Source organism: Occallatibacter savannae (genome assembly GCF_003131205.1).
GTDB lineage: Bacteria > Acidobacteriota > Terriglobia > Terriglobales > Acidobacteriaceae > Telmatobacter > Telmatobacter savannae.
Genome location: NZ_QFFY01000008.1, coordinates 14,271 through 38,837 on the forward strand (window position 1 = coordinate 14,271; position 24,567 = coordinate 38,837).

At 58.8% G+C, this 24,567-nt stretch carries 22 protein-coding genes and 1 tRNA gene; 8 read left to right on the forward strand and 15 right to left on the reverse strand.

The genetic code is table 11. The features are described 5' to 3' along the window. Positions 1-33 precede the first annotated feature (33 nt). The 5 genes from DHV10_RS23765 to DHV10_RS23790 all read right to left on the reverse strand — a co-directional run bounded on the left by DHV10_RS23765 (position 34) and on the right by DHV10_RS23790 (position 5,529). Positions 34-816, reverse strand: coding sequence for a sugar transferase (locus DHV10_RS23765; RefSeq protein ID WP_162601842.1), 783 nt, complete (start codon positions 814-816; stop codon positions 34-36). 11 nt (positions 817-827) lie between these two features. Next, positions 828-1,136 carry a helix-turn-helix transcriptional regulator gene (locus DHV10_RS28430; protein WP_109488924.1) on the reverse strand — a complete coding sequence of 103 codons (309 nt, stop codon included), beginning with the start codon at positions 1,134-1,136 and terminating at the stop codon, positions 828-830. Positions 1,137-1,245: 109 nt separating this feature from the next. Then, on the reverse strand, positions 1,246-1,647 hold the full coding sequence (locus tag DHV10_RS27380) for an RNA polymerase sigma factor (protein ID WP_162601844.1): 402 nt from the start codon (positions 1,645-1,647) through the stop codon (positions 1,246-1,248). A gap of 588 nt (positions 1,648-2,235) precedes the next feature. After that, positions 2,236-3,354, reverse strand: coding sequence for a ScyD/ScyE family protein (locus DHV10_RS23785; RefSeq protein WP_162601845.1), 1,119 nt, complete (start codon positions 3,352-3,354; stop codon positions 2,236-2,238). Positions 3,355-3,564: 210 nt separating this feature from the next. Beyond that, on the reverse strand, positions 3,565-5,529 hold the full coding sequence (locus DHV10_RS23790; protein WP_109488928.1) for a tetratricopeptide repeat protein: 1,965 nt from the start codon (positions 5,527-5,529) through the stop codon (positions 3,565-3,567). Positions 5,530-5,763: 234 nt separating this feature from the next. Between DHV10_RS23790 and DHV10_RS23795 the strand changes: the two genes are divergently transcribed. Both DHV10_RS23795 and DHV10_RS28435 read left to right on the forward strand, forming a co-directional pair. Beyond that, positions 5,764-6,240: a hypothetical protein gene (locus DHV10_RS23795; protein WP_162601846.1), complete on the forward strand. Its 477-nt coding sequence runs from the start codon at positions 5,764-5,766 to the stop codon at positions 6,238-6,240. Between the two features lie 185 nt (positions 6,241-6,425). Continuing rightward, entirely contained in the window at positions 6,426-7,304 is an 879-nt protein-coding gene (locus DHV10_RS28435) for a retropepsin-like aspartic protease (protein ID WP_109488930.1), read from the forward strand. A 337-nt stretch (positions 7,305-7,641) separates the two neighbouring features. Here DHV10_RS28435 and DHV10_RS27385 read toward each other — a convergent pair whose 3' ends face one another. After that, positions 7,642-7,800 carry a hypothetical protein gene (locus tag DHV10_RS27385; RefSeq protein WP_162601847.1) on the reverse strand — a complete coding sequence of 53 codons (159 nt, stop codon included), beginning with the start codon at positions 7,798-7,800 and terminating at the stop codon, positions 7,642-7,644. A 327-nt stretch (positions 7,801-8,127) separates the two neighbouring features. Here DHV10_RS27385 and DHV10_RS23805 point away from each other — a divergent pair, with 327 nt between their 5' ends. From DHV10_RS23805 to DHV10_RS23820, 4 genes are all read left to right on the forward strand, one after another. Further along, a complete protein-coding gene (locus DHV10_RS23805; protein ID WP_162601848.1) occupies positions 8,128-8,484 on the forward strand; it encodes a hypothetical protein in 357 nt (118 codons plus the stop codon). Positions 8,485-8,835: 351 nt separating this feature from the next. Then, positions 8,836-9,201, forward strand: a complete 366-nt coding sequence (locus DHV10_RS23810; RefSeq protein WP_162601849.1) for a hypothetical protein — start codon at positions 8,836-8,838, stop codon at positions 9,199-9,201. Then, complete coding sequence (locus tag DHV10_RS23815; RefSeq protein ID WP_109488933.1) at positions 9,198-9,503, forward strand: hypothetical protein; 306 nt, start codon at positions 9,198-9,200, stop codon at positions 9,501-9,503. The genes DHV10_RS23810 and DHV10_RS23815 overlap by 4 nt, the downstream gene beginning before the upstream one ends. A gap of 47 nt (positions 9,504-9,550) precedes the next feature. Beyond that, positions 9,551-10,564 carry a tyrosine-type recombinase/integrase gene (locus tag DHV10_RS23820; protein ID WP_109488934.1) on the forward strand — a complete coding sequence of 338 codons (1,014 nt, stop codon included), beginning with the start codon at positions 9,551-9,553 and terminating at the stop codon, positions 10,562-10,564. A 6-nt stretch (positions 10,565-10,570) separates the two neighbouring features. On the opposite strand, the gene DHV10_RS23825 is transcribed toward DHV10_RS23820, so the two are convergent. The 3 genes from DHV10_RS23825 to DHV10_RS23835 all read right to left on the reverse strand — a co-directional run bounded on the left by DHV10_RS23825 (position 10,571) and on the right by DHV10_RS23835 (position 13,372). After that, a tRNA-Pro gene (locus DHV10_RS23825) sits at positions 10,571-10,647 on the reverse strand. Positions 10,648-10,872: 225 nt separating this feature from the next. Further along, a complete protein-coding gene (locus tag DHV10_RS23830; RefSeq protein WP_239462010.1) occupies positions 10,873-12,657 on the reverse strand; it encodes a M20/M25/M40 family metallo-hydrolase in 1,785 nt (594 codons plus the stop codon). Between the two features lie 100 nt (positions 12,658-12,757). Further along, complete coding sequence (locus DHV10_RS23835) at positions 12,758-13,372, reverse strand: hypothetical protein (RefSeq protein ID WP_109488935.1); 615 nt, start codon at positions 13,370-13,372, stop codon at positions 12,758-12,760. Between the two features lie 258 nt (positions 13,373-13,630). Here DHV10_RS23835 and DHV10_RS23840 point away from each other — a divergent pair, with 258 nt between their 5' ends. Continuing rightward, entirely contained in the window at positions 13,631-16,144 is a 2,514-nt protein-coding gene (locus DHV10_RS23840; RefSeq protein ID WP_109488936.1) for a DUF6600 domain-containing protein, read from the forward strand. A 95-nt stretch (positions 16,145-16,239) separates the two neighbouring features. Here DHV10_RS23840 and DHV10_RS27390 read toward each other — a convergent pair whose 3' ends face one another. Beyond that, on the reverse strand, positions 16,240-16,518 hold the full coding sequence (locus DHV10_RS27390; RefSeq protein ID WP_162601850.1) for a hypothetical protein: 279 nt from the start codon (positions 16,516-16,518) through the stop codon (positions 16,240-16,242). 214 nt (positions 16,519-16,732) lie between these two features. Between DHV10_RS27390 and DHV10_RS23850 the strand changes: the two genes are divergently transcribed. Next, the gene (locus tag DHV10_RS23850; RefSeq protein ID WP_162601851.1) at positions 16,733-17,812 is read left to right on the forward strand and encodes an aldo/keto reductase; all 1,080 of its coding nucleotides are present in this window, start codon (positions 16,733-16,735) and stop codon (positions 17,810-17,812) included. A 503-nt stretch (positions 17,813-18,315) separates the two neighbouring features. Here DHV10_RS23850 and DHV10_RS23855 read toward each other — a convergent pair. From DHV10_RS23855 to DHV10_RS23875, 5 genes are all read right to left on the reverse strand, one after another. Then, positions 18,316-20,163, reverse strand: coding sequence for a beta-L-arabinofuranosidase domain-containing protein (locus tag DHV10_RS23855; protein WP_109488939.1), 1,848 nt, complete (start codon positions 20,161-20,163; stop codon positions 18,316-18,318). Between the two features lie 72 nt (positions 20,164-20,235). Further along, positions 20,236-21,273, reverse strand: coding sequence for a DUF362 domain-containing protein (locus DHV10_RS23860; RefSeq protein WP_162601852.1), 1,038 nt, complete (start codon positions 21,271-21,273; stop codon positions 20,236-20,238). Positions 21,274-21,286: 13 nt separating this feature from the next. Next, positions 21,287-22,291, reverse strand: a complete 1,005-nt coding sequence (locus DHV10_RS23865; RefSeq protein ID WP_109488941.1) for a DUF362 domain-containing protein — start codon at positions 22,289-22,291, stop codon at positions 21,287-21,289. 32 nt (positions 22,292-22,323) lie between these two features. Continuing rightward, positions 22,324-22,812, reverse strand: coding sequence for a DUF6599 family protein (locus DHV10_RS23870; RefSeq protein WP_109488942.1), 489 nt, complete (start codon positions 22,810-22,812; stop codon positions 22,324-22,326). Positions 22,813-22,822: 10 nt separating this feature from the next. Further along, positions 22,823-24,463 carry a 4Fe-4S binding protein gene (locus tag DHV10_RS23875; protein WP_109488943.1) on the reverse strand — a complete coding sequence of 547 codons (1,641 nt, stop codon included), beginning with the start codon at positions 24,461-24,463 and terminating at the stop codon, positions 22,823-22,825. Between the last annotated feature and the right edge of the window lie 104 nt (positions 24,464-24,567).

Here is a 24,567-nt window from a genome sequence, read left to right on the forward strand (position 1 = left end):
GACGACCGTCACAGCAGTTTGGAGGGATCAGAGCTATGGCTCCAATTGGGATGTGTCCACGGACTCAGGAACTTTCTTCATCTGAAGAATCAGCGTTCGGGACACCACTCGCGTCATCGTGGAGAGGTCGCGCCACACACTCCACTCCTGTGCGGAGAAATCCGCATCATAGTTCACGATGCCTGGAGTGAAAGGAGTTGGTGGGGAGCTGGCAGCATCGATCATGTTAAAAGGCTGGATCGGAGGGGGGCCGACGATGCTCATATCTCCGCGAAGAACGTTGAAAAAAACGGGGAGCTGGTCGAGAGCTGTTTTGCACAGCAGACGACCAAGGCGCGTCATCCGTAATTCAGCACCTTCGTTGGTCATGGTTCGGAAGACGAGTCGCCCGAATGTACGCCGACCGCTGCCAAGCCTAGGTAACCGAATAAAGACAGGTCCAGGAGATTCAAGTTTGATCGCCAGGGCTACGAGAGTTAAGAAGGGCGCGTAGAATACGAGGACAACGCTGGCAAGCGCAACGTCCATCAGGCGCTTTGAAAATGGAAGAGAAGTTTCTGAGATGACTGAGTTCGCCCGCGCTGAATGGCGAATTCCGGAAGCTGCTTTTAGAAGTCCCACGCTATAGAGCAGACGAAAGATCTCGCCAGGAATTTCTTCGATTCCGCCTTCCCATTCTTCCTGGTACCGCTCTCGCAGGTTCTCCGGGAGTCTGGTCACCGCTATGCCACGAATCTTTTTGCTAAGCCACCCAGACCAAGCCTTTATCTCGTCGCTGAGGAACCTTCCGAGGACCGCGAGGAATAGGGTGAACATCGCAGGGCCGGTCACAGTGCGAACTCCGGCACTTGTGGAAAGTGTTCCTTCACGGACTCACTTGCAGCGACGGAGCCTACCGCAGTCATGCGATAAAGTCGGCGGCGAGGTCTTTTCACTTCGCTGGGCACAACTGCCTCCCATTCGCTCTGCAGCCATCCCGCTTCCTCAAGCCTGAAGAGAAGCGGATATAGTGTCCCGGATGCGAGTCCCGTAGCTTTCGAGATCTCAACACCAGATTGTTTGTCCACCGGCCGGCTCAAGAATGCCCCTATGACTTTGAGGGTTGGCCCTGTAATTCGAGGTGACTCAGTACCCATAGTCGAAAGTCTACATAGGGTCTGTTCTGCTGTCAAGACTCTTCGGTCACAGCAGGTCTAAGCGGTCGAGGACGTCGGTGAGGCGGCGGCGGGCGGTGGGGATGAGATATTAGACGTTGCGCTCGCTCATGCCCAGGACGCGCGCGGAGTCGCGGTGGCGGACACCGTCGCGATAGGTGAGCACCAGGACTTGTTGGTGGATGGGATCGAGACGGGAGAAGGCGCGTTCGAAATCGAGGACGCGGACCTGGCGGCTGTCGGCTTCGGAGAGACGGCGCTCGCGCCAGCCGGAGCGCTTGAGACGAGCGGTGTTGCCCTGGCGGAGGGAGGTGCGTTCAAAGGCCCACTGACGAAGGCGCAGATGGCTAGGACTTGGTCTGACGGGATACCAGGCACTGACAGACCCCACCAACGAGGACCCGTCGGCGGGGAGCCCGTGGGCCTTTCTTCGTTTTTTGGGGTCGTATTCGTCGAGTTCTGCGACGGCCTCCTGCAGGCTTTCGAAGGGCATGCCGATGGCTCGCGCTGAGCGTGATTTATATCGGGAAAGTCGGCTAATTTTCCCTAATTCGCGCCAATCGAGCATCAAAAACTCATTGCGGATCTCGACTCTTAACTCGGAGTAATGTCTGAACAGAAGGCTCTTAACAGGCAACGCCGCTAGGGTTATCTCATCTCTGCTTTCGAGTATCTTTCAAAGATTTCTGACCCTCTTCAATGGTCGAGATGCGTTCGCGGAGGATTCTCTTGAGTTCTGACTGAGCGCGAGTCTCTGGTCCAGCGTAGGCCTCCAGCTTACTCAAGGTATCGCGAAGCGCATTGAGAATTGGACGGCGAGGTTGAATGCTCATTTTAGGTCTCGTCCAGTCTTCAGCTGTGTCGACAGACAAGCTTCGTTCACCACAGAGATTCTTTGGCAGGCTGGCGATGGCCAGCTTTGGAGTCTCCGTGCCCGGAACGCAAGTTCTATTCGGAATGGGTCGTGCGCCGGACCAAGCGGCCGTCTGAAATCGTATTGTGTGAGTTTCGAATGGTAAAAGCTGGGCGCAGCCAATAAACATTCAATGGCTACGCCTCAGGAGAAGTGCACTTCGGGTATTTAGTGAATGTCTACCCGCACAATCTGACCGGCTCCCGGAGGAGCGGCTCCCAGATTCGAGACATAGAGAGTGCCATCGGGGCCGAATGTCATCGCGGTCGGGACGGTAAAGCCGGTGGCGACGTCCTCAATAGCGCCGTTTCGGTTAACGCGCACGACCTTGCCGGCGCCCGGCGTCGGGTATCCCGGTGCGTCAGACAATTCGAGCACATAGAGCAACCCATCTGGTCCGAATGCCACTCCAGTCACGGATGTGAACCCAGCCTTGGAGTTTAGGATGTGCAGGCTGTGCGGGGAATCATCGTCGTCGAGACCGGGGGAACTGGCCTTGCTGCACTCAGAGTTTCCTAGTGTGAGGATCCGGGAAGACGTGGGGACGATTGGGAAGAGATTCAGATTACCGAGGTACAGCTGCCCATCATGAGCAACGATTGCGGTCGGGACGATGTGGCCTTCTGAGGCAGACACGTCGAGCACCGAGCGCATTTCGCCGTCTGTGCTGATCGAAATAATTTGGCCGTGGTTTGGTTCGACCGCGTAGAGACGGTGTTCGAATTCGGCCATGCTATAGAAGGTGCCGTCCGGCTCAAAGTCAGCAACATTCGGATAACGAACCGGATGTTCCTGGAGAAATTCGCTGAGATTTGCAACAAGTTTGTAAGAGCCGTTCGTGCGGTTGACCCGATACAAGCCGTTTGGCAGTGCTCCCCCGTGAGAGCATCCGGCACCTGCGGTAAGTGCATACAGCGATCCGTCTACAAAGGCTATGTCCGCCACACCTGACAAGTCTCCAACGGCTGCCGTCGTGGATGGGAATCCACTTGCAACCGTGGTGCGATTCCCATGCTGATCGATCTTGGAGATGCGGCTGGTCATTCCGCCGAGATAGGGCCCAACTGGGGGAATGACCTGAACGCATTTACCCTGCGTAGAGATGGTGCCGCCAGCGCCCGCCTCTGCAACATACAGGGAACCATCAGGACCGAATCTCAGACCTCGGGGACCATTGAGGCCGCTCACCCAAACATGGGCATTAGATGACAATTGCGCTTTCGAAACAGGGGAGAAAACGATAGCCGGCACGATGGCCGTCAGCAGAAATGTTCTTAAGGTTTTCATTTTGACCTCGAGGGGAATCACGAGCACGATGAACGATCTGCCCGTGAGCTGAACCGTAGGGCAGCTCTGGCGCACAGACAAGTTTCACGACGTAACTTACGTATATAGGAACCGAGAAAAATTGCTGATAGGCACGGCTTTGCTGGACTTTCGATCTCGGTGTCTACGGCATGGTCTACTTCGTTTTGCAGGGATGCAGCAGCGCCATATTCAATGGGGCAAATGTAACCGGTCCTGATAGGCCACATATCGGGGATCGTTGCGCACCGGATCGACACGAGGATCAGAAGCGAGATGCGGAGCCATGATGCAGTGCTCATCGGCGCTCCGTTGGAACCAGCGAAATGCCTCGCCTACCTTCCTAAGCCGTAGGTAGCTCCACGCCAAGTCAAACGATACGCAAAGTTGGGAGCTTTTCGGCAGGAGGAGCTTGATGCGGGTCTGCTGATAACGCTGCCATCCGCCAGCTGCCAGAGCCTCACGAAGCTCCTTGATTTCGTTTGCCGGTGTACTGGAAGCAATTCCTCGCAACTCCGCTTGCGCCGCGTCTGTGTAACGGCCTTGTGCCTCGTAGACGGCTGAGGTCCACCCTGCCACATACTCAATGCGATCGGGTGCGATCTCAAACGCGCGCTGAAGCGCATTCAAGGATTCCGAGTATTTGCGATCGTAAAAGAGGATCTGTCCCAGAGTGCGATCAGACCTAAACCCAAGAGGATCAGTTTCCAAAGCGAGGCGTGCCTCTGGGAGTGCTTCGTCAGCCCGATTGAGGATGACGAGAAGGAGAGACAGGTCGGTGTGGCCCTCGGTATCTCCTGGGCTCAGTGCCACACCGCGCCGAAGGTCGCGCTCGGCGGCGGACCAGTCTCTCAGATAGGTAAATTCGATCGTACCGAGCGAAATGTACGCTTCGCCGCTTGTTGGATCCAGTTCGATGGCGCGTTTGGCAGCCTCCAGAGCTTGGGGTTGAACCTCATCTCCGCGAGCTGCTCCTGTCTCCCACTTCGTGTCAAGTGCACGGGCAAGCCCTGCCCACGCTCCCGCGTAAGCTGGTTCGCGATTGAGAGAGCTCTGAAAGTATCGCACTGCCAGGTCTCCGTCCCGACGTTGAATGAAGTACAAACCGCGCAGGTAATCGTCATGGGCTTCTGGAGAGATCTTATGGGAACTACTCAGTCGTGTACGGTCATACTGAGTAAGCGCCACCTGCGTGTGCGCGGCGATCTCGGCGGCAACTGTATCTTGAAGTGAGAGTACGTCGTTGCCTTGCCCTTCGAAGCTCTGAGCCCAAAGGTGCTTATCGGTTTTGGCATCGATGAGCTGGGCTGTGATTCTGATTTTGTTGCCCGACCTTGAGACGGAACCTTCGACCACGGCATCCACATTGAGCTGAGCGGCGATCTGCGGGATTGACTGATGGGACCGGCTGGCCGACGCTGATGAGGTTTGCGACGCGACTCGCAGATTGTGAATGCGCGCAAGTTCGGTGGTCAGCTCGTCGGTCATCCCCGCCGCTAGGTAGTCCTGACCGGGATCAGCGGAGAGGCTTTGAAGCGGCAGGACAGCAATCGAAGTGACGTGTGAGCGTACCCGGTTCCAACGCATAACGACCGCTATGATCGCAACGGAAATGCAAAATGCAAGAGAGATTGAAATCCAGAGAAGGCGGCGCGACCTCACATGTGCACGGAGCGGCGGCTCTGGAGGCGTTCGGAACTGTCTTTCACCGTTACTGTCGGCGTGAGCTTCAACGAGCTCCAGCTGCGTCTTGCGCCCGTTCGTTGCTTCAATGATGGTGGGAACGGGATCTGTAGGAGTGGAGGAGCTAGTCGACTCGCTCTGCTCGAAAACGGGCGAATATCCACCTTTCGGAATGTCTATGACGATTTGGTCTTCTTTTCCGAATGTCTGGTAGTACTCCCGGAGCCTGCTTCGCAATCTGCTGGCCTCTACGCGCACGGTCGCGTCCACTGCAGGATCATAGTCGGCAGTTCGCTGGAACACCTCGATTGCTATCTCGTATTCTTTCGGGCTCTGGCCCAAGAGTGACTTCTCAACAACAAATCGAAGGAAAGATTGGCTGCGCTGCGCAGAAATGAAAACCTTCGACGCGAGGATCTTTTCGAGTTGCTCAAGAATCTTGCTGTCGAGGACACCCGATCCGACGCGGCCCATTCTGCACCCCAGCGTAAACCCTGCATTTCACTGCGTTACATCGTAAGTAACGGCGAGAAACTACCGCTCCGAATCTCTGTGATTCATGGTAACTGGCGAGGTGGCAAAACAAAGTCCTTTTCTCGTGTTGCAAACCTCTGACCTGAATCTCACCGATGACAGCAACTTTGGCCCATCGGTCTGAACGAGAAGACGAACGAATCACAACGAATTTCGCGATCCAGGAGAACCCATTTGGAGCTACACCTTAAGAATCGCCCGATGGCGCTCGGTCTCTTTCTACTAGCAGCTGTTCCCAGTTTCTCTCAGCAGTGCAAACCAGTCTTCGGCAGCTTCGAAGCAGACATTCAACCGGCCGCCTCGTGCTCTGGGCCGCTCTGCACAGCCGGCAGAGCCTGGGGCGGCATCCAGGGAGACTACCGCTTCAAAATGGACAAGACCATTCCCAACGGGGAGACCGAAGTGCCGACCATCTCTTTCTTCACTGGCCACAGCATCGTCACTTTGAAGAGCGGCGATCAGATCTTCGGGACAGATACTGGAACGCTCGACCTTCCCCCGGGCCATGGCGGCTTTGCGTCGCTTATCACTTTGACGGGCGGCACCGGCGCTATGACCGGCGCAACAGGTCAGATCCGTCTGCGTGGAGAGTTCGATCCGCTGGCAGGAACCACCAGCGGCGAATACGTAGGCACTCTATGCACGCCTTGAACTGGCGGTAGTCGACAAAAAGCAATCACCTTTTCCCATTGCTCTCAACGATACAGAGCTTTCATGTTCATCGCTTCTCGCAAACGAAAACACACCTTTGTCTCAACCTGTTCACGAGGCACTGCATCTCGGCCAGGCTTGAGTCGCCCCGCAGCTGCATATGACTTCACTCTCTGGAGTTGGCGATGTCGAGAACTCTTCTACTAGCTCTTTTTTGTGCTCTTCGCGCCGCAGCCATTCAGGAAGCAAGAGGTGAGACCCTCGTCCGGCTGAAGAACACCTCTACCGGATACTTGTTGGTTCCGGTTTTTATCAATGAATCAGGACCTTACCCTCTCCTCCTGGACACGGGCTCGACCGGAACCATGATCTGCAATGATCTTCTGTCTTCACTTGCCGTTCCTCTCGGGAATGAAACCACGGTAGATTCGCACACGGGCGCGGCTGGCGCTCAGGCAGTCAAGCTTGGAAAGATCGCTATAGCGGATATTGGAGTTGCCGACCTGGAGGTCGTGGGGGTAGCGAGCCTTCCATCAGATCTTGCGAGAACCGGCGCGAGGGGAATACTTGGCGAGGACTTCTTAAGACACTTCGACTTTCTGATTGACAACCGCTCTCATACACTTACGTTGGATCTGGAAAGCAATCTACTGCATCGGATCGCTGGAGAGAAACTGCCGCTGCTCCCGAACGGAATGGGAAGCAATGGCGGTCTGCCAATCGTCGAATTGCATCTACCGGATCGATTCGTTTCGCTACGTTTTCTCATTGATAGCGGATCGAACCTCGGACTCGTGTTGACCCCTCCCCTTACGACCTTTCGAGGAATCAATCCTCCCTCGCAGCTACACACGCTCCAAGGCGGCAGTTCCTGCCACCTGGCTCGCGTAATCCCCGAGACGAGCACTTCGATTCTTCCGGTCTTCAATATGGCTGCCTGCCAAGGCTTACGAGCGGATCAGAAGGACGTGGACGGGACTGTGCCAACAAACACCTTCGACCGAGTATTCGTGAGCTACTCCGGTCGTTTCGCTGTTCTGAACCCGGATGTGAGACGGCCGTGATCTCGCGTGCTCTGAAACGCTCCGCTGAGATGCCGCTCTATCCGCTTCCGATCACCGGGCGCTCCGTGCTATGCAGTCAAGGATCGGGAGTCTTAACCCCATTTTGTCACCGACAAGCGGAGAGCTTTGCAGAGGGATCGACTACGAGGCTTCCTAGTTTGCGGGAGCCCGTGCTTCCACCCTAGGGACGTAGACCTGTCGTTGGGGATTCCGGGCTGACGCACGAAGGGCCGGGTACTTCGCACCGCTGGTTGGCCAGAGCGACCTGAACTCGGGCGCAGATTTGAGCTGCGGTGAGTGAAGGTTTCGCGGAGGCGGGGACCTTTGCGGTGGGTGGTCACTTCTTTTTGGCGCCTATGGCTTCGAGGGTGGACATGCCAACTTGTGCCGCATACAGGAGTTGCGAGCCGTCGCGACGGCCGAAGACTTCGAGGGAGATGCCCTGGGCGATGCAGGCAATAGCGGCGCGGATGGCGCTAGATTCCACGCGGGGCATGGCGAGCTTGTAAGCGACGGAGCCATGCGGAGCGCTTTGGGCTGGGCCGAGCCTTTCTCTTTGGCGAGGGCGAAGGCGTGGTGACACTCGTCCTAACAGCGGGCGACGGCGCGCGCGGCGAGGCTGGTGCGGTCGCGCGGCGGCTCTGCGTCAGGGAGTGGTCGGTTCTGTAAGTTCGTAAACCACAACAATCTACACGACCCGAGAGAAATCTTCCGGAGTGGATTGTACGTTTCTCGACCGAATTCCAATACTAGGTAGTAGTAGATGATCGAACTCCTGATCATCAGGAGCCCTACTATGCCTTTGCCCTCGAAACTCACTCACATGAAGAAGCTGCCGCTGACAAAGAAAGCTAGGCTTGTCAGAGAAATCCCAACCAGGTACCGCATCCTCGAGCCGTCCAGACCGCTCAGTCTGATAAATGATGATCCTGTGTTCGACGACTACGATGCAGCCGATTTCCTCGGCGTCTCCAGGGGACAGATGAAGAAGTGGCGGCAGCGCGATCGAGGACCTGTTTACTTCCAGTACGAGGAGGACGGTCCGGTCCGGTACCCGCTCAGCGGACTGAAGAAGTTCCAAATGGAGGGCCTCGTTTACCCCAACGAGAAGATGGCTCGGGAACACGCAGAGAAGCTGGCGAGTCATCTTCAGAACAGTTCCGAGGACGTAAGCAGCTAGCCTCCATTTAAATCCGCTCCATCGCGACTCGCGTTAGGGGTTTCGCCGTATTGAGACGAGCGCGATGCCAAAGGAAAATCGATTCGAGTTTGAGAAGAGGACTTTTTAGTCTGATCAGCGGTTCGTGTGTTCCGCTCTGTTGTGCAGCAAGAACTGCTGGAGCGAAGTTCTTCTTCTCGTCTACAGCCCTGCGCAAAGCTGTGCCAAAAGGCCTGCGCGGGGTTTCAACACTGTCCGAGGTAGTGTCATGCAGAAAGCAAGTTTCAACCCCCCTGTTCGCATTCGCGCGCGGTTGGCCCAGCCGCCGTTATGCGCGCCGGCATCAGCCGGCCTACCATAACGGAGTTCAACGTGATTTTTGAATCAGAGTCCCCACAGCCCACGAGCCAAGTGGCTCACGCTCTTCTCTCAGATGATGAGCTGTCCACGATTCTGGGCGTAACTACGGATTGGGTGCGTGCCCACGCTGCGGAAATTCCAGGACTGCAGCGTCTCGGAAGCTATTATCGCTTTCTCATCTCGCCAGTTGACAAGTGGCTTGGCGGCTTGGATCCACTTCTCGACGCGGAAGAGATAGCGCCGAGACTGAAGGTGCCGGTCAGCTGGGTCTACGCGAACGCGACCCAGATTCCCGGATTCATCCGTCTCGGTCGCTACATTCGTTTCCGTCCGGCAATCTTCGCCCGTTTCATCGGTGGATCGGAGGCTTGCTCGTGATTGTCTTCGATCCGATAATGGGCGCACGGCTGAAGCATCGCGGAGAGGAAGTCAAAGCGGTGCGCGAAAAACATCAACGTCCGAAAGTTCGCGACGTCGGCAACAAATGGAAACTGGATTATCGGGACTACAGTTCCGGTCGTCCGCAGCGTCGGTCAAAGGTTTGGTCAAAAAACAAAGTCCGTTCGCAACGTGAGGCTCAGCGTATGGCCGACACCTACATGGACGAGGTAAACGAAAAAACAAAGTCTCTGCTTCCGGAACTCCTGAGCTTTCCGGAGAGGTCCCCACCAGCACCGTAGGTGACGGCGTTTCGGACTTTACCCTTTCACATCTCAAGGAGAAGTGCATGGAACTGAGCTGGCCCCTGTTGAAGAAGTCGACCCAAGGGAACTACGAGTTCTTCTTCTCGAGCTACCTCCTTCCTCGCTTCGGGGATTGCCGTATCCAAGACTTGAGCACCATGGAGCTTCAGGTCTTCTTTAACTCGTTGATCGGCAAGATTTCGCCGTACACGATCTGCAACATGCACGCTGCGCTACGGGCTGCATTGTCGCAGGCGAAGGCTTGGGATCTGATCGAGCGCAATGCAGCGATGGGTGTGAAGCTTCCAAAGAAGAAGCCGGCTAAGCCCGCTCAGTTGCTCACATTCCAGCAGATCAAAGCTGTCATTGAGCATCTGCCCGAACCGACGAGGACGATTGTGACACTTATCGTCTTCGGATCAATGCGCGTAGGTGAGGCCCTTGCTCTTCGTTGGAACGATATCCTCGAGGACTGCATTGTCATCGACGAGCGGCTCTATGATGGCGACCTCGATGATCCGAAGACGATCAATGGGAAGCGCGAGATTCCTTTCGACGGGCAAGGGATCATGAAAGCCGCACTTGGCCGCATCTGGGACAAATCGAAGCACCACGGTCAGGACGATTTCGTGTTTGCGACTCGTGGGGGCACGCCCACGGAGCGGAGGAACGTCCTACGTCATCTGAAACAGACGGCTAAGGAAATCGGTCTTCCAAAGGGAATCGATTTCCGGAGCTTCCGGACGATGCATGCAAGTCTGATGCGTCGCACCGGCGCCAGGCCCGAAGTAGCGCGTGACAACATGGGTCACTCCGAAATTCCGATGACGCTTGAAGGGTATAGCCGGACTTGGTGGGACGAGCGGATGTCTGCAGTCTCTGCTGTTGTAGACATGGTGATGAACCCGAACAACAACGAACATCAGCAGAAGGAAATGAAAGAACGCCGGATGCTGTTTCAACCGGAATCAGAAGAGAACGCTAATGGCGCCCCAAGTGGCGCCCCCGCACCAAAACTGGTGTGCGCTCAGACATCTGAATCAGTTGTAAGTGATTGATTTAGATGGTCGGGGAGAGAGGATTTGAACCTCCGACCCCCTGGTCCCGAACCAGGTGCTCTACCAGGCTGAGCCACTCCCCGAACACTTTGTGAAAGGACACATCATCGGGCGCGGCCTGGTGCGTTTTCCCGCTTGATGCGCTTTGTTAAGTGTAGCAGAATCCTCGGGCTGGTGGTCCCAGCCCGCTTCCCGTCCGATGAAGCCCTGCCGAGGCCGCCGGCGAGCGTCACTCCGCAAGTTCTTGCCGCAAACAGAAGCCCGCCGAAACCAATCGGCGGGCTAGCTGAGTTGGCTTCGGGCTGCGGCTACTGGTTCTGCTGAACCGGCGCTGCCGCGGCATTTGGAAAGATCCCCTCGATTGGAGCGCGCTTCTTCTCTTCCCCTGCCGGATCGGGCAGCGGCTTGCGGGGCATCATCTGGTCGCGCATCGCAGCGTTGTAGACGAAGATCGCCTCAACCGTGGAGATCTGCTTGAGGTCCGCCGCCTGCAGGCGCTCAACGACATCTTCGTTGGAGTGGTGCGTGCGGCTTTCGTAATCGAGATCATCCTGGATGAACTGAAAGCCCGGAATACCAACCGCGTCGAAGCTCAGGTGATCGGTGCCGCCGGTGTTGCGCTCGGTGAGAGTGGTGACACCAAGATCCTTCAGCGGCGCAATCCACTGCGCGAAGATCGGCGCGATCGCGGCATTGCCCTGCGTGTAGATCCCCCGAATCTTTCCAGACCCGTTATCGACATTAAAGTACGCCGAAATCAGCTTCTGTTCCGGCTTCACCTCGAGCGGCCCCGTAGCCCGGCGCATGAATTCCGGCAAAGCCATCTGATCCGGAGCCGTCGACAGTGCGGCTGAGCCGAAGTGTTCCTTGCAGTAGCCCTTCGATCCGAAAAGCCCCTGCTCCTCTCCGGTCCACAACGCGATGCGGATGGTGCGGCGGGGCTTCACGCCAAGCGACTTCAGAATCCGAACCGCCTCCATCGCGACAATCGTACCCGCCCCGTTATCTGTTGCGCCCGTCCCAGCGATCCAGCTGTCGAGATGCCCGCCCAGCATCACGACCTGGTCCTTCAGCTTCGGATCGGTACCCGGAATCTCCGCGACCGTGTTGAACGCATGCTCATGATCCCCGGTGAACTTCGTATCGATGTTGATCTCGACACTCACCGGCACGTGCGCCTCAACAAGCCGATACAGCCTGCCGTAGCTTTCAATCGCCGCGACAGCAACCGGCACCTTCACCTTCTTGTCCGCGAGATAAGGCGTGCGCCCTAGGGTCGCCCCATTGTCGTCGAAGAAAGTGCCGCCCGAGCCTCCGCCGTTCTTTGCATCGCGGCTGGGCTCGATCACCGCAGCGACCTTCTCATCCGCAAAGAACTGCGCGATCTTGTCGATCATGCGCATGCGTTCCATATAGGTGCGCAGCCGCGCCTGCATCTCCGGTGTCCGGCCGCCACCGCCCGCACTCACCGGAAATTCCGCAATGTCCTCGAGGTCCTTCTCCGTATTGCGCTCGAACAGAGCCTTATCGACCGGCGGTACCTCGCGCATCGCGCCATAGAGCACGACCTTGCCCGCCAGCTTGCCCTTGTACTTGTCGAAATCTTTTTCTTCGTGGATGTCGACCCAGACCACGTCGCCAGTCACGGGTCCCGACGTTGCAGGCGACCACGGCGTGGCCTGCAGAATCAGCACCGCCGTATCCGGAGAGACCATGCGCGCCCAGGTGTTCATCTGCTGCCAGCCCATGCCAAACTCGCCCCAGTCCTCCAGGTGCGCGTTCTCCAGGCCGATCTTCGTCAGCGTGTCGCGCGTCCACTCGTTGGCCTTCTTCGCGTTTGGAGAAGCAGTCAGGCGCGGGCCGATGCCGTCCATCAGCGCCGATGCAAACTCCATCACGTGCGAGTGATTCAGCCCCTCATCGCGAATGCGCTGGTACATGCCGATTTCGAGCGACTCGGTCTGGGGCTGCACTTCTGCATACGGATCGACAGCCGCAGCGGGCGCGGCGGCCTTTGGCTTATCCGCGGCATGGCAAAAAACGGCAGCGGAAAACATTACCGCCGGAAGAAGGCGGGCAATTTTGATTGGCATTGAAATGGGCTCCAGTGAGAATGGGGGTGAATGCCTGTGGCTGAATTCTATGACATTCAGCCACACTCACTGAAGATCGAGCCCTTTTTCAGATCAGCAGCTAATCGCTCTTCGCTTTTTCGGCTCCGGCCGGCAGGTCGAGCGCAACCAGCGCGAACTTCGTCTTGCCATCCTGCTTATCTTCGAAGCCCAGGATGTGCTGGTGCCGCTTCGATCCGGCCTTGAGTTGCAGCCCGTGATGGCCGTCGATGTCCTTGTCGTTGATCTGCACGTGCCCGTGGCCGCCGCCATCATCCGCGCACGTCAGTCCCTCTGAAGTTTTTGCAGGCGTGCCCACAGGCGCGTTGCCCTGGCAGGTGATGACGTCGCCGTAGCGGCCCAGTGCCTTCTTGTAGAACTCAACCACCTTGTCCTGCGGATCGGTTGTCGAGTAGTTCACCGCGCGAACGCGCAGCGTCCACTCGCCGAAGCCCATATTTACGTCAGCGGACTTGTCGTGCTCCTTGTCCTTCACCACCTCAGCGCCGGGGTAGACAGGCAGGCCCAGATCGGATGCCGTGATCTGATCCGTATTCACGTGTACGCCGCCGAAGGGCGTGTCGACCTGAACGTTCTTTTCCTTGCCGTTCGAATCCTTGTCGACATGGATGCGGCAGCCTGAGATGCCGGCGGCCAGAACCAACCCTGTCAACACGCATACAGCCTTGTTCGCCATAGCTTGCTCCCCTTGTTATGAACTCATTACGTCCAAGTCGCGCCCACGGTTCCGCATTACCATCACGGCGCGCATCTACATCTTTGTACTACTTTTACCGGGACCCGGGGTTAGTATTCCCATAGTTCGGCTCCCGGGCGTCTCAGAGTCGCAAACGAGGCGCGTAAGTTGTTGAGGCAGAGGTAGCTAGACCTGCCATGCTGTTTAGAGAAAGCGCTGGTCCAATGAGCCGGCGCAGTAGAGAAAGGACCTTTGATTATGTTTGCTCTCAGTTCCACCAGGCGCATCTTTTTAGCCGCGGCCGCTGCTGTCGCATTCGCTGCGCTGCCCTGCATCGCGCACGCGCAGGATGCCGACGACCCTCCACCGGAGGCGGGCCGCATCTCCTCGATTTCCGGAAACGTCTCGATTCAGCCTGCGACTGCCGACCAGTGGGGCCAGGCATACCCTAATCTCCCCGTCGGCCCGGGCGATCGTATCTTCACTGACAACGATGGCCGCGCAGAGATTCAGATCGGCCGCACCTACGTCCGCATCGGGCCCAACTCCGACGTGACCCTGGTCGACGACAATCAATTCAACATCAACTTCGGCGTCGCGCAGGGATCGATCCGCCTGCACAGCTACGGACTGTGGCCGCGACAGCTTGTCGACGTCAGCACGCCCAACGGCAACGCCGAGTTCGGCGAGCAGGGCGATCTTCGCGTCGATGTTGTTCCGCAGGATGGCGCAACGGTCTTCACCAACCTCGGGCAGTTTGCCGACATCACCGGCGCGGGCGGCTACCGCCAGGAGCTCGACTACGGGCAGTCGCTCGAAGTAGCGGGCACCAACCCCGTCTATCCGCAGTGGCTGCAGCCCGCCGCTCCCGACCAGCTCGACTACTGGAGCCAGGAGCGCGATCAGCGGTTGACGCGCGTCGCCTCCTATAACTACGTGAGCCCTGACGTCCCGGGCGCAGCCGATCTCGATGCGAGCGGCGACTGGCAGGCCGAAACCGACTACGGCCCGATGTGGTTCCCTCGCGATGTCTCTGCCGATTGGCAGCCGTATCGCAACGGTCACTGGATCAATCGCGAGCCCTGGGGATGGGTCTGGGTTGAAGACGAACCTTGGGGTTATGCGCCGTTCCACTATGGCCGCTGGGTAGAGTATCGCGACCGCTGGGGCTGGGTCCCCGGACCGGTCAATGTTCGCCCGGTTTGGTCGCCTGCGCTGGTCGTCTTTGCCGGCGGCGGAGCTGGCCTGAGCCTCTCTGCCTGGTTCCCGCTCGGTCCCGGCGAAGCGTACAGGCCGTGGTACCGCTGCAGTGATCGTTATATCGATCGCGTGAATATCACCAACATCCGTCCGGCGCCTCGCGTCGTCGTGCGCAATACGTACGTCAACGTGGTCAACGTCACCAACGTGACCAACATTACGTATGTCAATCGTGAGCACGTCGTTGCCGTGCCGCGCGATGACTTCGCTGCAGGGCGGCGCGTACGCGATGTTGCTGTGCGCGTCGATCCCAGACAGATGCAGCAGATCCGGCCCATTGCGCAGCCGCCCGTGCAGGCGCCTGCTCGCCCCATCATCACCCGGCCCGTCGCGCACGTTCCGGCCAAGGTCGAACGTCCCATGCTGATCAATCAGCGCGGACAGGAGATCGCGGCCCGTCCCGGAGCAGCGCCGCAAGCGCCTCCCGTGCGTCAGACACCTCCGCCGCGGCCGCTTCCCGGACGGACCGTCGTCGCAGCACCCGCACGTCAGGTGCCCAATGGCCGCGGACCGCTGAACAACCAGAACCCCAATCAGTTCCCGGGCGCGCAGGGCAATCGTGATCAGCGGCCCGACAATCGTCCCAACCAGCCTGGCCAGCCCAATCAGCCGCCGCTCGGAACGCCGCGCCCGAACCCGGTTCCCGTCGTGCCGGGCTACCAGCGTGGAATCGATCGCGGCCCCGGCGCGCCGAACAATAACAATCAGCCTCAGTCGAATCCGAACAATCCCAACGACCGCCAGCAGCCTCCGGTGCCGACGGGTCGCCCCGTGCCGCCTAGCTATCAACAGCAGGAGAACAACCGGCAACAGCAGGAGAACCGCCCGAATCCGCCGCAGATGAACCAGCCCGATCACGGACGGCCGAACGACAACCGGTTCCCCAACGACAACCGTCCGAATAACCAACAGCCCGGACGGCCCGACAATCCGCAGCAGAACAGGCCTAACAATCAGCCCGTTCCGCCCAGCTACCAACAGCCGCAGCGCCCGGCTCCGCCGAACTATCAGCAACAGGACAGGCCAATTCCGCCGACCTACCAGCAGCCCAATCAGCCGCGGCCGAACTACCCCCAACCCGACCGTCGCAGTCAGCCGAACGACCAGCAACCGCCGCGGCCCAATCAGCCGCAGTACCAGCCGCCGCCGTCAGACCGCAATCCGCAGCAGTTTGAAAGACGGCCGAATCCGGCGCCTCCGCAACAACAGGAGCGGCCGACACCACCACCGCAGCAGGACCGTCAGTACACGCCTCCTCCGCAGCAGCAGCGGCCGCCGCAGCGAGAAGAGCGCCCGGCTCCACCTCCGCAGGAGAACCGTCAGTACACGCCGCCTCCTCAACAGCAGCGACCGCTGCCGCAGCGCGAAGATCGGCCCGCTCCTCCTCCGCGCACGTTCGAGCAGCCGCGGCAGAGTCCGCCCCCGCCGCAGGCAAGACCGCAGCAGAACGACCGACCCAACAACCGCGATCAGAAGAAAGACCCCAAGGACGAGAAGAAGCCGCACGACTAGTTCGACAAACGCAAGAAGGCCGTCGCACTCATCCGGTGCGACGGCCTTCTTGTTTCAGAGTCTTACTCAGGAGCCGGAGTCGATCTCGGCAGATCTTAGGAGCCGTGTGGCCGCACGTGCCCCTCGCTGCCCTCCGTGGGCTGATGGCTGTCAGGGTTCCCACGGGTTGCAAACAGGATGCAGCAAAGGAACGTCACCACAATGACCGGCACAACGACGAATGGGGAAGCGATATCCATGTCCAATCCCTCACCCTCAAGATTATCAAATGTAAGTTCGAGCCCCGTGTCGGGTACCCCTGAACCGGGTGCCCCCGGTCCCTCGCACTTGGGGACCGGGGTGAGAAGAATTACCACGAAAACCGGGTGCCCCATGTCTCCTGGTTTTGGAGACATGGGAAACCAGGTGGCTTCCGTATATATCCAGCTAAGCCGTGACCATCCGCGAAAGTAGATCAAGGGAATGAAGAGCGCGTGCTGAACCCGGGTGCCCCCGGTCCCTCGCCTTCGGGGATCGGGGCAAACGAGCCTGGTCTGGGACAGGTTTATCATGATCCCGCCTTCATTTCATTTACCAGGAGTACCTCGAATGAGCGGAAACAATCCAGTCAATCCAAGCAGCCAGGCACGTCGCGACTTTCTGAAAATCGGCGGAGCGGCCACAGCCGCGCTGCTCACACCTTCGGCCTTCGCCGCGACTCCGGACAAAGCTCTCCCCGCCCTTCCGCAGAATCCGCGCACCCACGGCGCCATGCCGACGCGCAACCTGGGTAAGACCGGCTACAAGGTTGGCCTCTTCTCCCTCGGCGGACAGGCAGCTCTGGAGAAACCCAACAACTTCGACGTTGCCGTGCCCATCATCGAACGCGCGCTCGATCTCGGCGTCAACTACATCGACACGTCGTCGATCTATGGCGGCCCCGATCGCTGGAGCGAGCAGTATGTCGGCAAAGTGATGGCGAAGCGCCGCAACGAAGCCTTTCTCGCCACGAAAACGAAGGAGCGCACGCGCGACGGCTCCATGCGCATGATCGAGAAGTCGCTCCAGCTTCTGAATACCGATCATGTCGACCTCTGGCAGCTGCACGACGTCGGCACGCAATACGATGTCGACCAGATCTTCGCCAAAGGCGGCGCCATGGACGCGCTGCTCGAGATGCAGCAGCAGAAAGTGGTTCGCTTCCTTGGCATCACCGGCCACTACCGGCCCGAAGCTCTCGTCGAGTGCATTCATCGCCACGACTTCGATTGCATCCTGATGGCCATGAACGCCGCCGATCCGCACCACTACAGCTTCAACGAGACCCTCCTGCCGCTCGCAGTCGAAAAGCAGATGGGCATCATCGGCATGAAGATTCCCGGCCGCGGACGCATCCTCTCCACCTGGACGCCGCCTCCCATCGAACAGCAGAAGCATTCGTGGGAAGGCATGACCATCCAGACCGACAAGCCGGGCACGCTCACCATTCGCGAAGCGATGTACTACACGCTGTCGAGACCCGTCAGCACCGTCATTATCGGGTGCGACTCCATCCCGCAGCTCGAGGAGAACGTGCACCTCGCGCACAACTTCACGCCGATCAACGAAAAGCAGCAGACTGAATTGGTGGCAAAGGCGGAGCCGTGCGCGAAGCCATCGCTCTTCTTCCGCTTCTACGACCGGCCCTAAGAATTCCCGAGGATCGCGTCCGTCGTTCTTTCGAAGCGACTCGCCCTTTACAGCTTGCTGAGGGATTTTCCCTTTGGCACGGTTTTGAAGGGGCACGACTTTAGTCGTGCCGATCAGCTGCGGGAGATGAACGGGGCTTCAGCCGCTGAGGGATGATTCCGTGGCTTCTTCCGCTCTCCACGCAAGCTGGCGGTACGCCCGAGGATCGCCTGCTCATCGCTTTTGCACGCACTTTCTTCAATCCGATTTGCAGTCTATTTCGACGAAATCTGTATGCTTGAAGTAGACAGTCAAGATTGCTAGCCGGTGCAGTCGGCGGGCAGTCCGGAGAGTTCGCTAAGCTCAATCCCTGGATACATTTACGGCTAACTTGAATCTCGAGATACACCTGCAGACACCACCCTGCTGCAGACTGCTGAAATTAGAGAACTTGTTCACAAGGTGTATGGGGTAGGGGGTGGGCCCCCTACGGTCCTTTTGGAACCACAACTCGATCGTCCGACTCATCCCGCCTTGGATTCAACGTCAAGATACAGCCGATAGTGCTCGTCTTCAATCGCCGTGAACGGTCGCATCGTGATCCGGCCTGATGCCGTCTTCGCCTGCCACTCCGTCGAACCCGGAGCAACCTGCGCCACCAACGCAAGCTCGTCTGCACGCACCGTTGCCGGAATCTGGCCGACCGCAAAGAGCGCCAGCGGTCCGTGCACCGCCGCCATCAGCTTCGGATGCTGCGGATCGACAGCTTCAAGACGAGTCGGCATGTCGAACTCGACTTCGATGCGATCGCCTTTCTTCCACGTTCTATGAATTCGCGCGAACTGCCCGGAATACGGGGTACCTTCACCTTTTCTGCCGTTCACGGAGATGGATGTTTTCGGCCCAGCCCATTGCGGAATGCGCACAAACACGCTGAACGACTCAGATTTGTCCGGACTCAATTCGATCTGCGTTGTCGGTCGATGCGGATACTCCGTTTGCTGCGTCAGCAGGATGCGATGGCTGCCGCGCGTCCACGTTGTGCGCGACGGCACGAACAAATTCACATACACGCCCTGATCGTCGTAGAAGTACGAACTGATCCCGTAGTCCGCGGTGATCTGCGAAAACGTGCCAGTGCAGCAGTGCCACCGGTATGGGTGAAAGAACTTCGAGCCGTCGTTGTTGTAGTCGGAGTAATAGAAGCCGTGCCCGTCTTCCTTGATTGGTTTCGCGCCGAGGATGCAGTTGTAGAAAACGCGCTCCATGCTGTCGCCGTAGCGGCTATCCTTTGTTGCCCGAAGCAGATAGCGAGTGATTTTGAAATGTGCGTAGGAGCCGCATGGAGTTTCAAAGCTCGAGTGCGTCTTCGCGAGACTTGCGCCGACATCGCCGCTGCCCGGCTTGCGGAACTCCTCGTCGGGTCCCCAGCCGCCTGTGGCGAAGCTTTGCGCCCGTACGTAGTCAAATCCGTTCCGCGCAGCGCGCAGATATTTGTCATCGCCCAGCACGAAGTATGCCTGCATCGCGCTGCTCATCGCGTTTACGTGGCTATACGCATGCTTGCCCGGCAGCACATTTTCTCCGGCCGCCAGCGGATTCCAGTACCAGCTGTCTGCGAGAAAGTGCACAGCGAGATCGCGATAACGCGCACCGGCTCCTCGCTGCCATGCGAGAAACGCATTCTCCGGAAGCGTATACGGCTCGTCCCAGCAGAACGAGTCGTCGCTGTGCGGACGCGCATACTGCTCCGCGCGCGAGAGTCCGCCCGGTGGCAACCTGCTCTCGACGGACGCCAGCGTCTTGTCGAGAACCTTGAAGGCTCGCGGATCCTCCGCAAACTTATGCGCATCGATAAGGCCGACGGAGAGCTTGTCGTACGTGTACGCAGGGAAGCGGTTCTCATCCCAGAAGTGAGGTGAGATGGCCTCGCCCAAGCCATTCACCAGCCGATGCACCTTCTCCTGCGTGGCCTTGTCGCCGGTGGCCGCATAATCGCGCGCCAGCCCCGACAGGTACTGCCCGAAGCTGTGCCCCGGCGCAAACCCGTTGTTGCCCGGCTTGCTGAGATCGCTCAGCGGAGCCCAGCTGTACCAGCCGCCCATCTCATCCCCCGGCGCCGGCACCCCGGCCCGCTGCCGAAACGGCTTGAGCAGCGAGTCCTCATTGAGCGAGCGATAGAACTGGTGATTGCGATCGAACTGTCCGCGCGCCGGCCCGTGGAGCAACTGCACATCGCCATAGCCAAACTGGTTGAGCGGTGGCGTGAAGCTCAGTGCCTGGGAAGAGGCATGTCGGCCGCTGAGTGCGGCCCCGGCCATGGATGCCGAGCTCTTGAGAAAGGAACGCCGCGAAGATCTGCGGATCAGCATGGGATGTACTCTCCGCGAGGATTCTATCGTGCCGAACACCGAAAGGAAGGAAATGAGTTGCGCGTTGTCGTGTCAGCTCAGCTGACTCATTTTCACCGCCAGCTGCTCAAACTGCACCGTTCCCAATCCGCGATTCGCGGCGAGCTGCAGATACGGCAGGTGCTCGGGATCGAGGTTCCAGTAAGCTTTTGCGACATAAGCATCGAGCGCAACGGGATCGGTTCCCGCGACGACGGTCTTCTTCAGCGCCACGTCTTCGAGGTCTCCTCCTGTCGGCCCGTTGCGAAGGAGAATCCGGTAGCAGTCCATGATGGTGAGCGTAGGAAGCATGAATCCGGCCAAATCGACGAGGCTCTGATGAATCTGCTGGTGAAGTCTGCTGCGCTGCCCGCCGAGAATGCCGTACCAGTTCTTCATGCCCAGCGTGACGCCGCATAGGCCATGATGCTTGGCGATAGGCATATTGATGATCTTGTCGGCTTCAAGAAAAGGAATGAATACCGGCCACGTCTTCAGCATTACTCCGCCAAGATCGATATCGCGGAACATGTCGGGATCGGGCAGAATGATCTCGGCTCCTGCGGATCGAGCAGCGGCTTCGATTCCAGATCGATGAAAGCAGCGGCGAGCCTCATTGCAGCTGACATCGGTGACGATGACACGCTTTGCGCCGGCATCCCGGCATTGCCGGACGACCTCGGCAACGAGTTCGGGGTTGGTGTTCGCTGCCTGCTCGGGTGTGCGATCCCAGGCAATGTTCGGCTTGATCACCACGACATCCTGGGCCCGCACGAAACGGCTCATTCCGCCGAGGCTTTCAATAACTTTCTGGACGAGGGTTCGCGGTTCACCCTGTTCCGCGCTATGGTTCTCCGCCGGAAATTGAGCGATCGCAAGGCCCGGCCAATCCGACGCCGACGGGATGCGATGATCTTTGCGAACCTGTTCGGCAGAAGAGGGAACCGGCCGCGTGCTGCGGCTGTTAAGCCAGAAGCCCGCGCCAGTCGCCGCAGCTGCTACCCCGCCGACACGCAGGATCTGCAGCATGGCTTCGCGGCGCGACAGCGAATCTGGTTCTGCGGCGGTGTCCGGTTTTGGTGTATCCGGCATTTGCGTACTCCGCCTAGACCTCGACGACCTTGATCCGCTGCGGGTCATTGGTTCCGAGATCATGATTCGAATCTGCGGCTGTGGCTATATAGCGCGGAGGCCGGCCTGCAGCCTCCAGTGTCTTGAGCCCCATCTCCACGCGCTTTTTGTCGAGGATGCCCCAGGCGACCTGGTCGATGGCAACCCGATCTTGGCCGACGATCAGGGCGTTCGGCTGCCACAGGTGCTCTGGCCTGAACCCCGGCCCACCCTCGTAGACCGAAGTCATCGCATCTCCGATGGTGAGCCGGACCTTCTGGCGGATTACTGGAAATGCGTTGAGATCTGCAACCGCAGGGTTGCATCCGGCAGCATGGAGTTCCTGCGGGCGCTCGACAACGCCATACATATTCTTCATCGCAAAGGTGACGCCTGCCATGCTGTGGTCTTTCAGGATGGGAACGTTGATGACCATGGCGCATTCGCGCGTCAAGATCTTCGAAAATCGGACGTGCGAAGATCCCCACGTTTCGACCTCGTCTTCGAATCCGGAGATGTCTGACCCGTAGCAGCGGACCTGGTTGCGATCTGTGTTGATTGTGAATCCGCATGCCTGCAGGTCGCGGGCGTTGCGATCCCAGATGAGGATGTTGCCCGGCTTCACCCCAGCCTGCTGAAGGCGCTCGGCGATTGCCATCACGAGCACAGAGTGCGTGGAGATCCCCTTGCCGCCCAGGCCGTTGGTCTTCAGGCCGATGACCTTGTCGGTAGCTCCGCCGTTCGAGACGATCTGCCGCCATGCATCGACGGGACGTTTCATGCCCGTGTAGCTGGCGATTGCACGATCGAGAAGTGCGGGAACGCGCGCTTCATCAAGCCTGCCACCAGCGCCGTGGAGAGAAGGGTCGCGTGCGACGACCACCCTGGATTTCGCTTCAGGACGAATCTCCTGACTGTGTTTCAACCCGAGACTGCTTTGAGCGCCGAGAACAAGGGCACCTGTCGCTGCATCCTTCATGAATTCCCGTCGAGTGGTCATTTGCTTTCTCCTTCGTGCAATGCTGGATCGGTTTACAGGTTGGCCTCGACGCCGTGCGCCAGCGCCACAAGCGCCTGAGCCGTGGCTGCGTCTGACTGGTAAGCGACGATACGGACGAGGTGCGGACCCTTGCGAAACGTCAAGCTCTGGGCGTACTGCAGCGCCTCATCACCGATGCCGATGGTCTTCCCATCCTTTGTCTGACCTCGTGCGAGGATCGTATGCGCACCGTCGGAGCCGCTCATTGTGTAGACATCGACAACAGCTTCGAGCTGACCCTTGTACTTATAGTCAGAGGTCGATGTGGAGACTACGCCAGCCTGTATGTATTGCTCTGAATCGCCGTCGATGTACTGCCAGAGATCCTTCGGCTCGAAGGTGCGTGTCTCGCTCGATTTCTCCCAGCCGGCGACTGCGCCGGATGCCGGAAATGGATTCGCACTCTTCTTCTTACAGCCGGTGATGACGCCTGCTGCGACGATGGCGAGGATCACAGCGAAAAGCAATCGAAACCTGTTCATAGATCTTTCCTCAACTTCTCTTCAGCAGAATCTGACTGCTCGGAGATCGGCTTTCGCCGATGCTGGTGACGTAGACCGCCGGTCTGTCCTGAAGCGGGCAGGCATATTCGCACGCACCGCAGCCGACGCAACGGCTGGGGTCGACTCGAGGTTGTTTTAGGATTTTTGCGGCGCCGGAAGAGTCGATCACCTGAGCTTCTTCGACGTAGATGGCCTTTGGGCTGACGGGGCACCACTCTTCGCAGACGATGCACTCGGTCGCGAGCGCCCAGGGCAGGCAGCGGCCGCGATCGTAGAACGCAGTTCCGAGCCGAATTGGCTGGGACTTCTGCGTTTCGCCTCCCGCAACCCAGCCTTTCTCCTTAGGAGTGATCTGCCAGATTGCTCCGGTTGGGCACACTTCGGAGCAGAGAACACAACTTGGTTCGCAGTAGCCGGTCTTCGGAACTAGAGTCGGTGTCCAGAGGCCTTCAAGACCGGCCTCGGTGAGTGTCGGCTGAAGAGAGTTGTTGGGACAGACTTTCATGCACTCGCCGCAGCGGATGCAGCGGGAGAGGAAATCTGTTTCTTCAACTGATCCCGGAGGCCGCAATAGGCGCTCGTGCCGGCTCTTCGCAAGGCCGGTGTTAGCGCGAAGAAGCGGAACCGCGGCAACGCCAGCGGCGAGCCCCGTTACTGTACGCCGGCGGCCGAGGTCGGGCGACGCTATCTCGGGCTCGTTGCGGAAAAAGCGAAACTCAAGGCTCTCGTGCGGGCAGCTCCCGACGCAGTTCATGCACATCAGGCACTCGGATTTGCGCCACGGAACTCCGCCGATGGGTTCGTCGCCGCCCTGGCAATCGAGCAGGCAGCGATTGCACTTGTCGCAACTGGACCCATCCTTGTGCAGGCCGAGGATGGACCAGCGCGAGACTGCGCCCAATAGCGCTCCGAGGGGACAGATGGACCGGCACCAGAAGCGAGTGATGCGCATGCTGGCCCAGAGAATTCCTATAAAAAGCAGGGCGAGCACAAGTGCCTGGTTGAAGTGAGCCTGACGGAGGTCGAGCACGGTGCGCTGCAGGGCGGTGTTCGCGTAGGTGCCGAACGTCTTGATTACGTGGACGTGGCTGTGCTCCAAGGGAAGCAGTACAGCGCGGGCTCCGAAGTTGACCGCCGGCAGGAGGGCCACGCCGACGGAGCGAACGAGCAGACTGAACGGATCGAGAGTGCCGATCACCATGGATCCGAAGGCAGAGGCGACCAGCCCGGCAAGCAGCACAACGTACTTGACTGTCTGCCACCGTTTGTAGCGGTTAGATTCAACGCGCTGCTTGCCGCGTTTCGCTTCAGACTTGAGGCTACCCGCGAGGTGCTGCAGAGTGCCCATAGGGCAGATCCATCCGCAGAAGAACCGGCCGAGGAAAAGGGTCGGCACCAGGATGATGAGGCTGCGGATCAGGCCACGGTACAAAGCGTGCGTTGCGAGCGCGCTGGTGATGGCGACCAGCGGGTCGAGGATGAAGAACATGCGCACCGGGCCGCGCATGTGAATTTCGGACGAGCCGGACGAGCCCGGGCGCATCGTCGTGAGAATAAGCAGGGCAAAGAACAGCAGCAGAAAAAAGATCTGCGAGACCCTGCGGACGTGCGGCAGTCTGGACTGTGCCACTAATTTTTCCTCGGCGACCGGCTGTAGAAATCATTGGTTGCTGAGGCTTTTCAGACAGTGACAGGCATCACTTCGAGCGACTAGAGAGTTCTTCGATCCGCGGT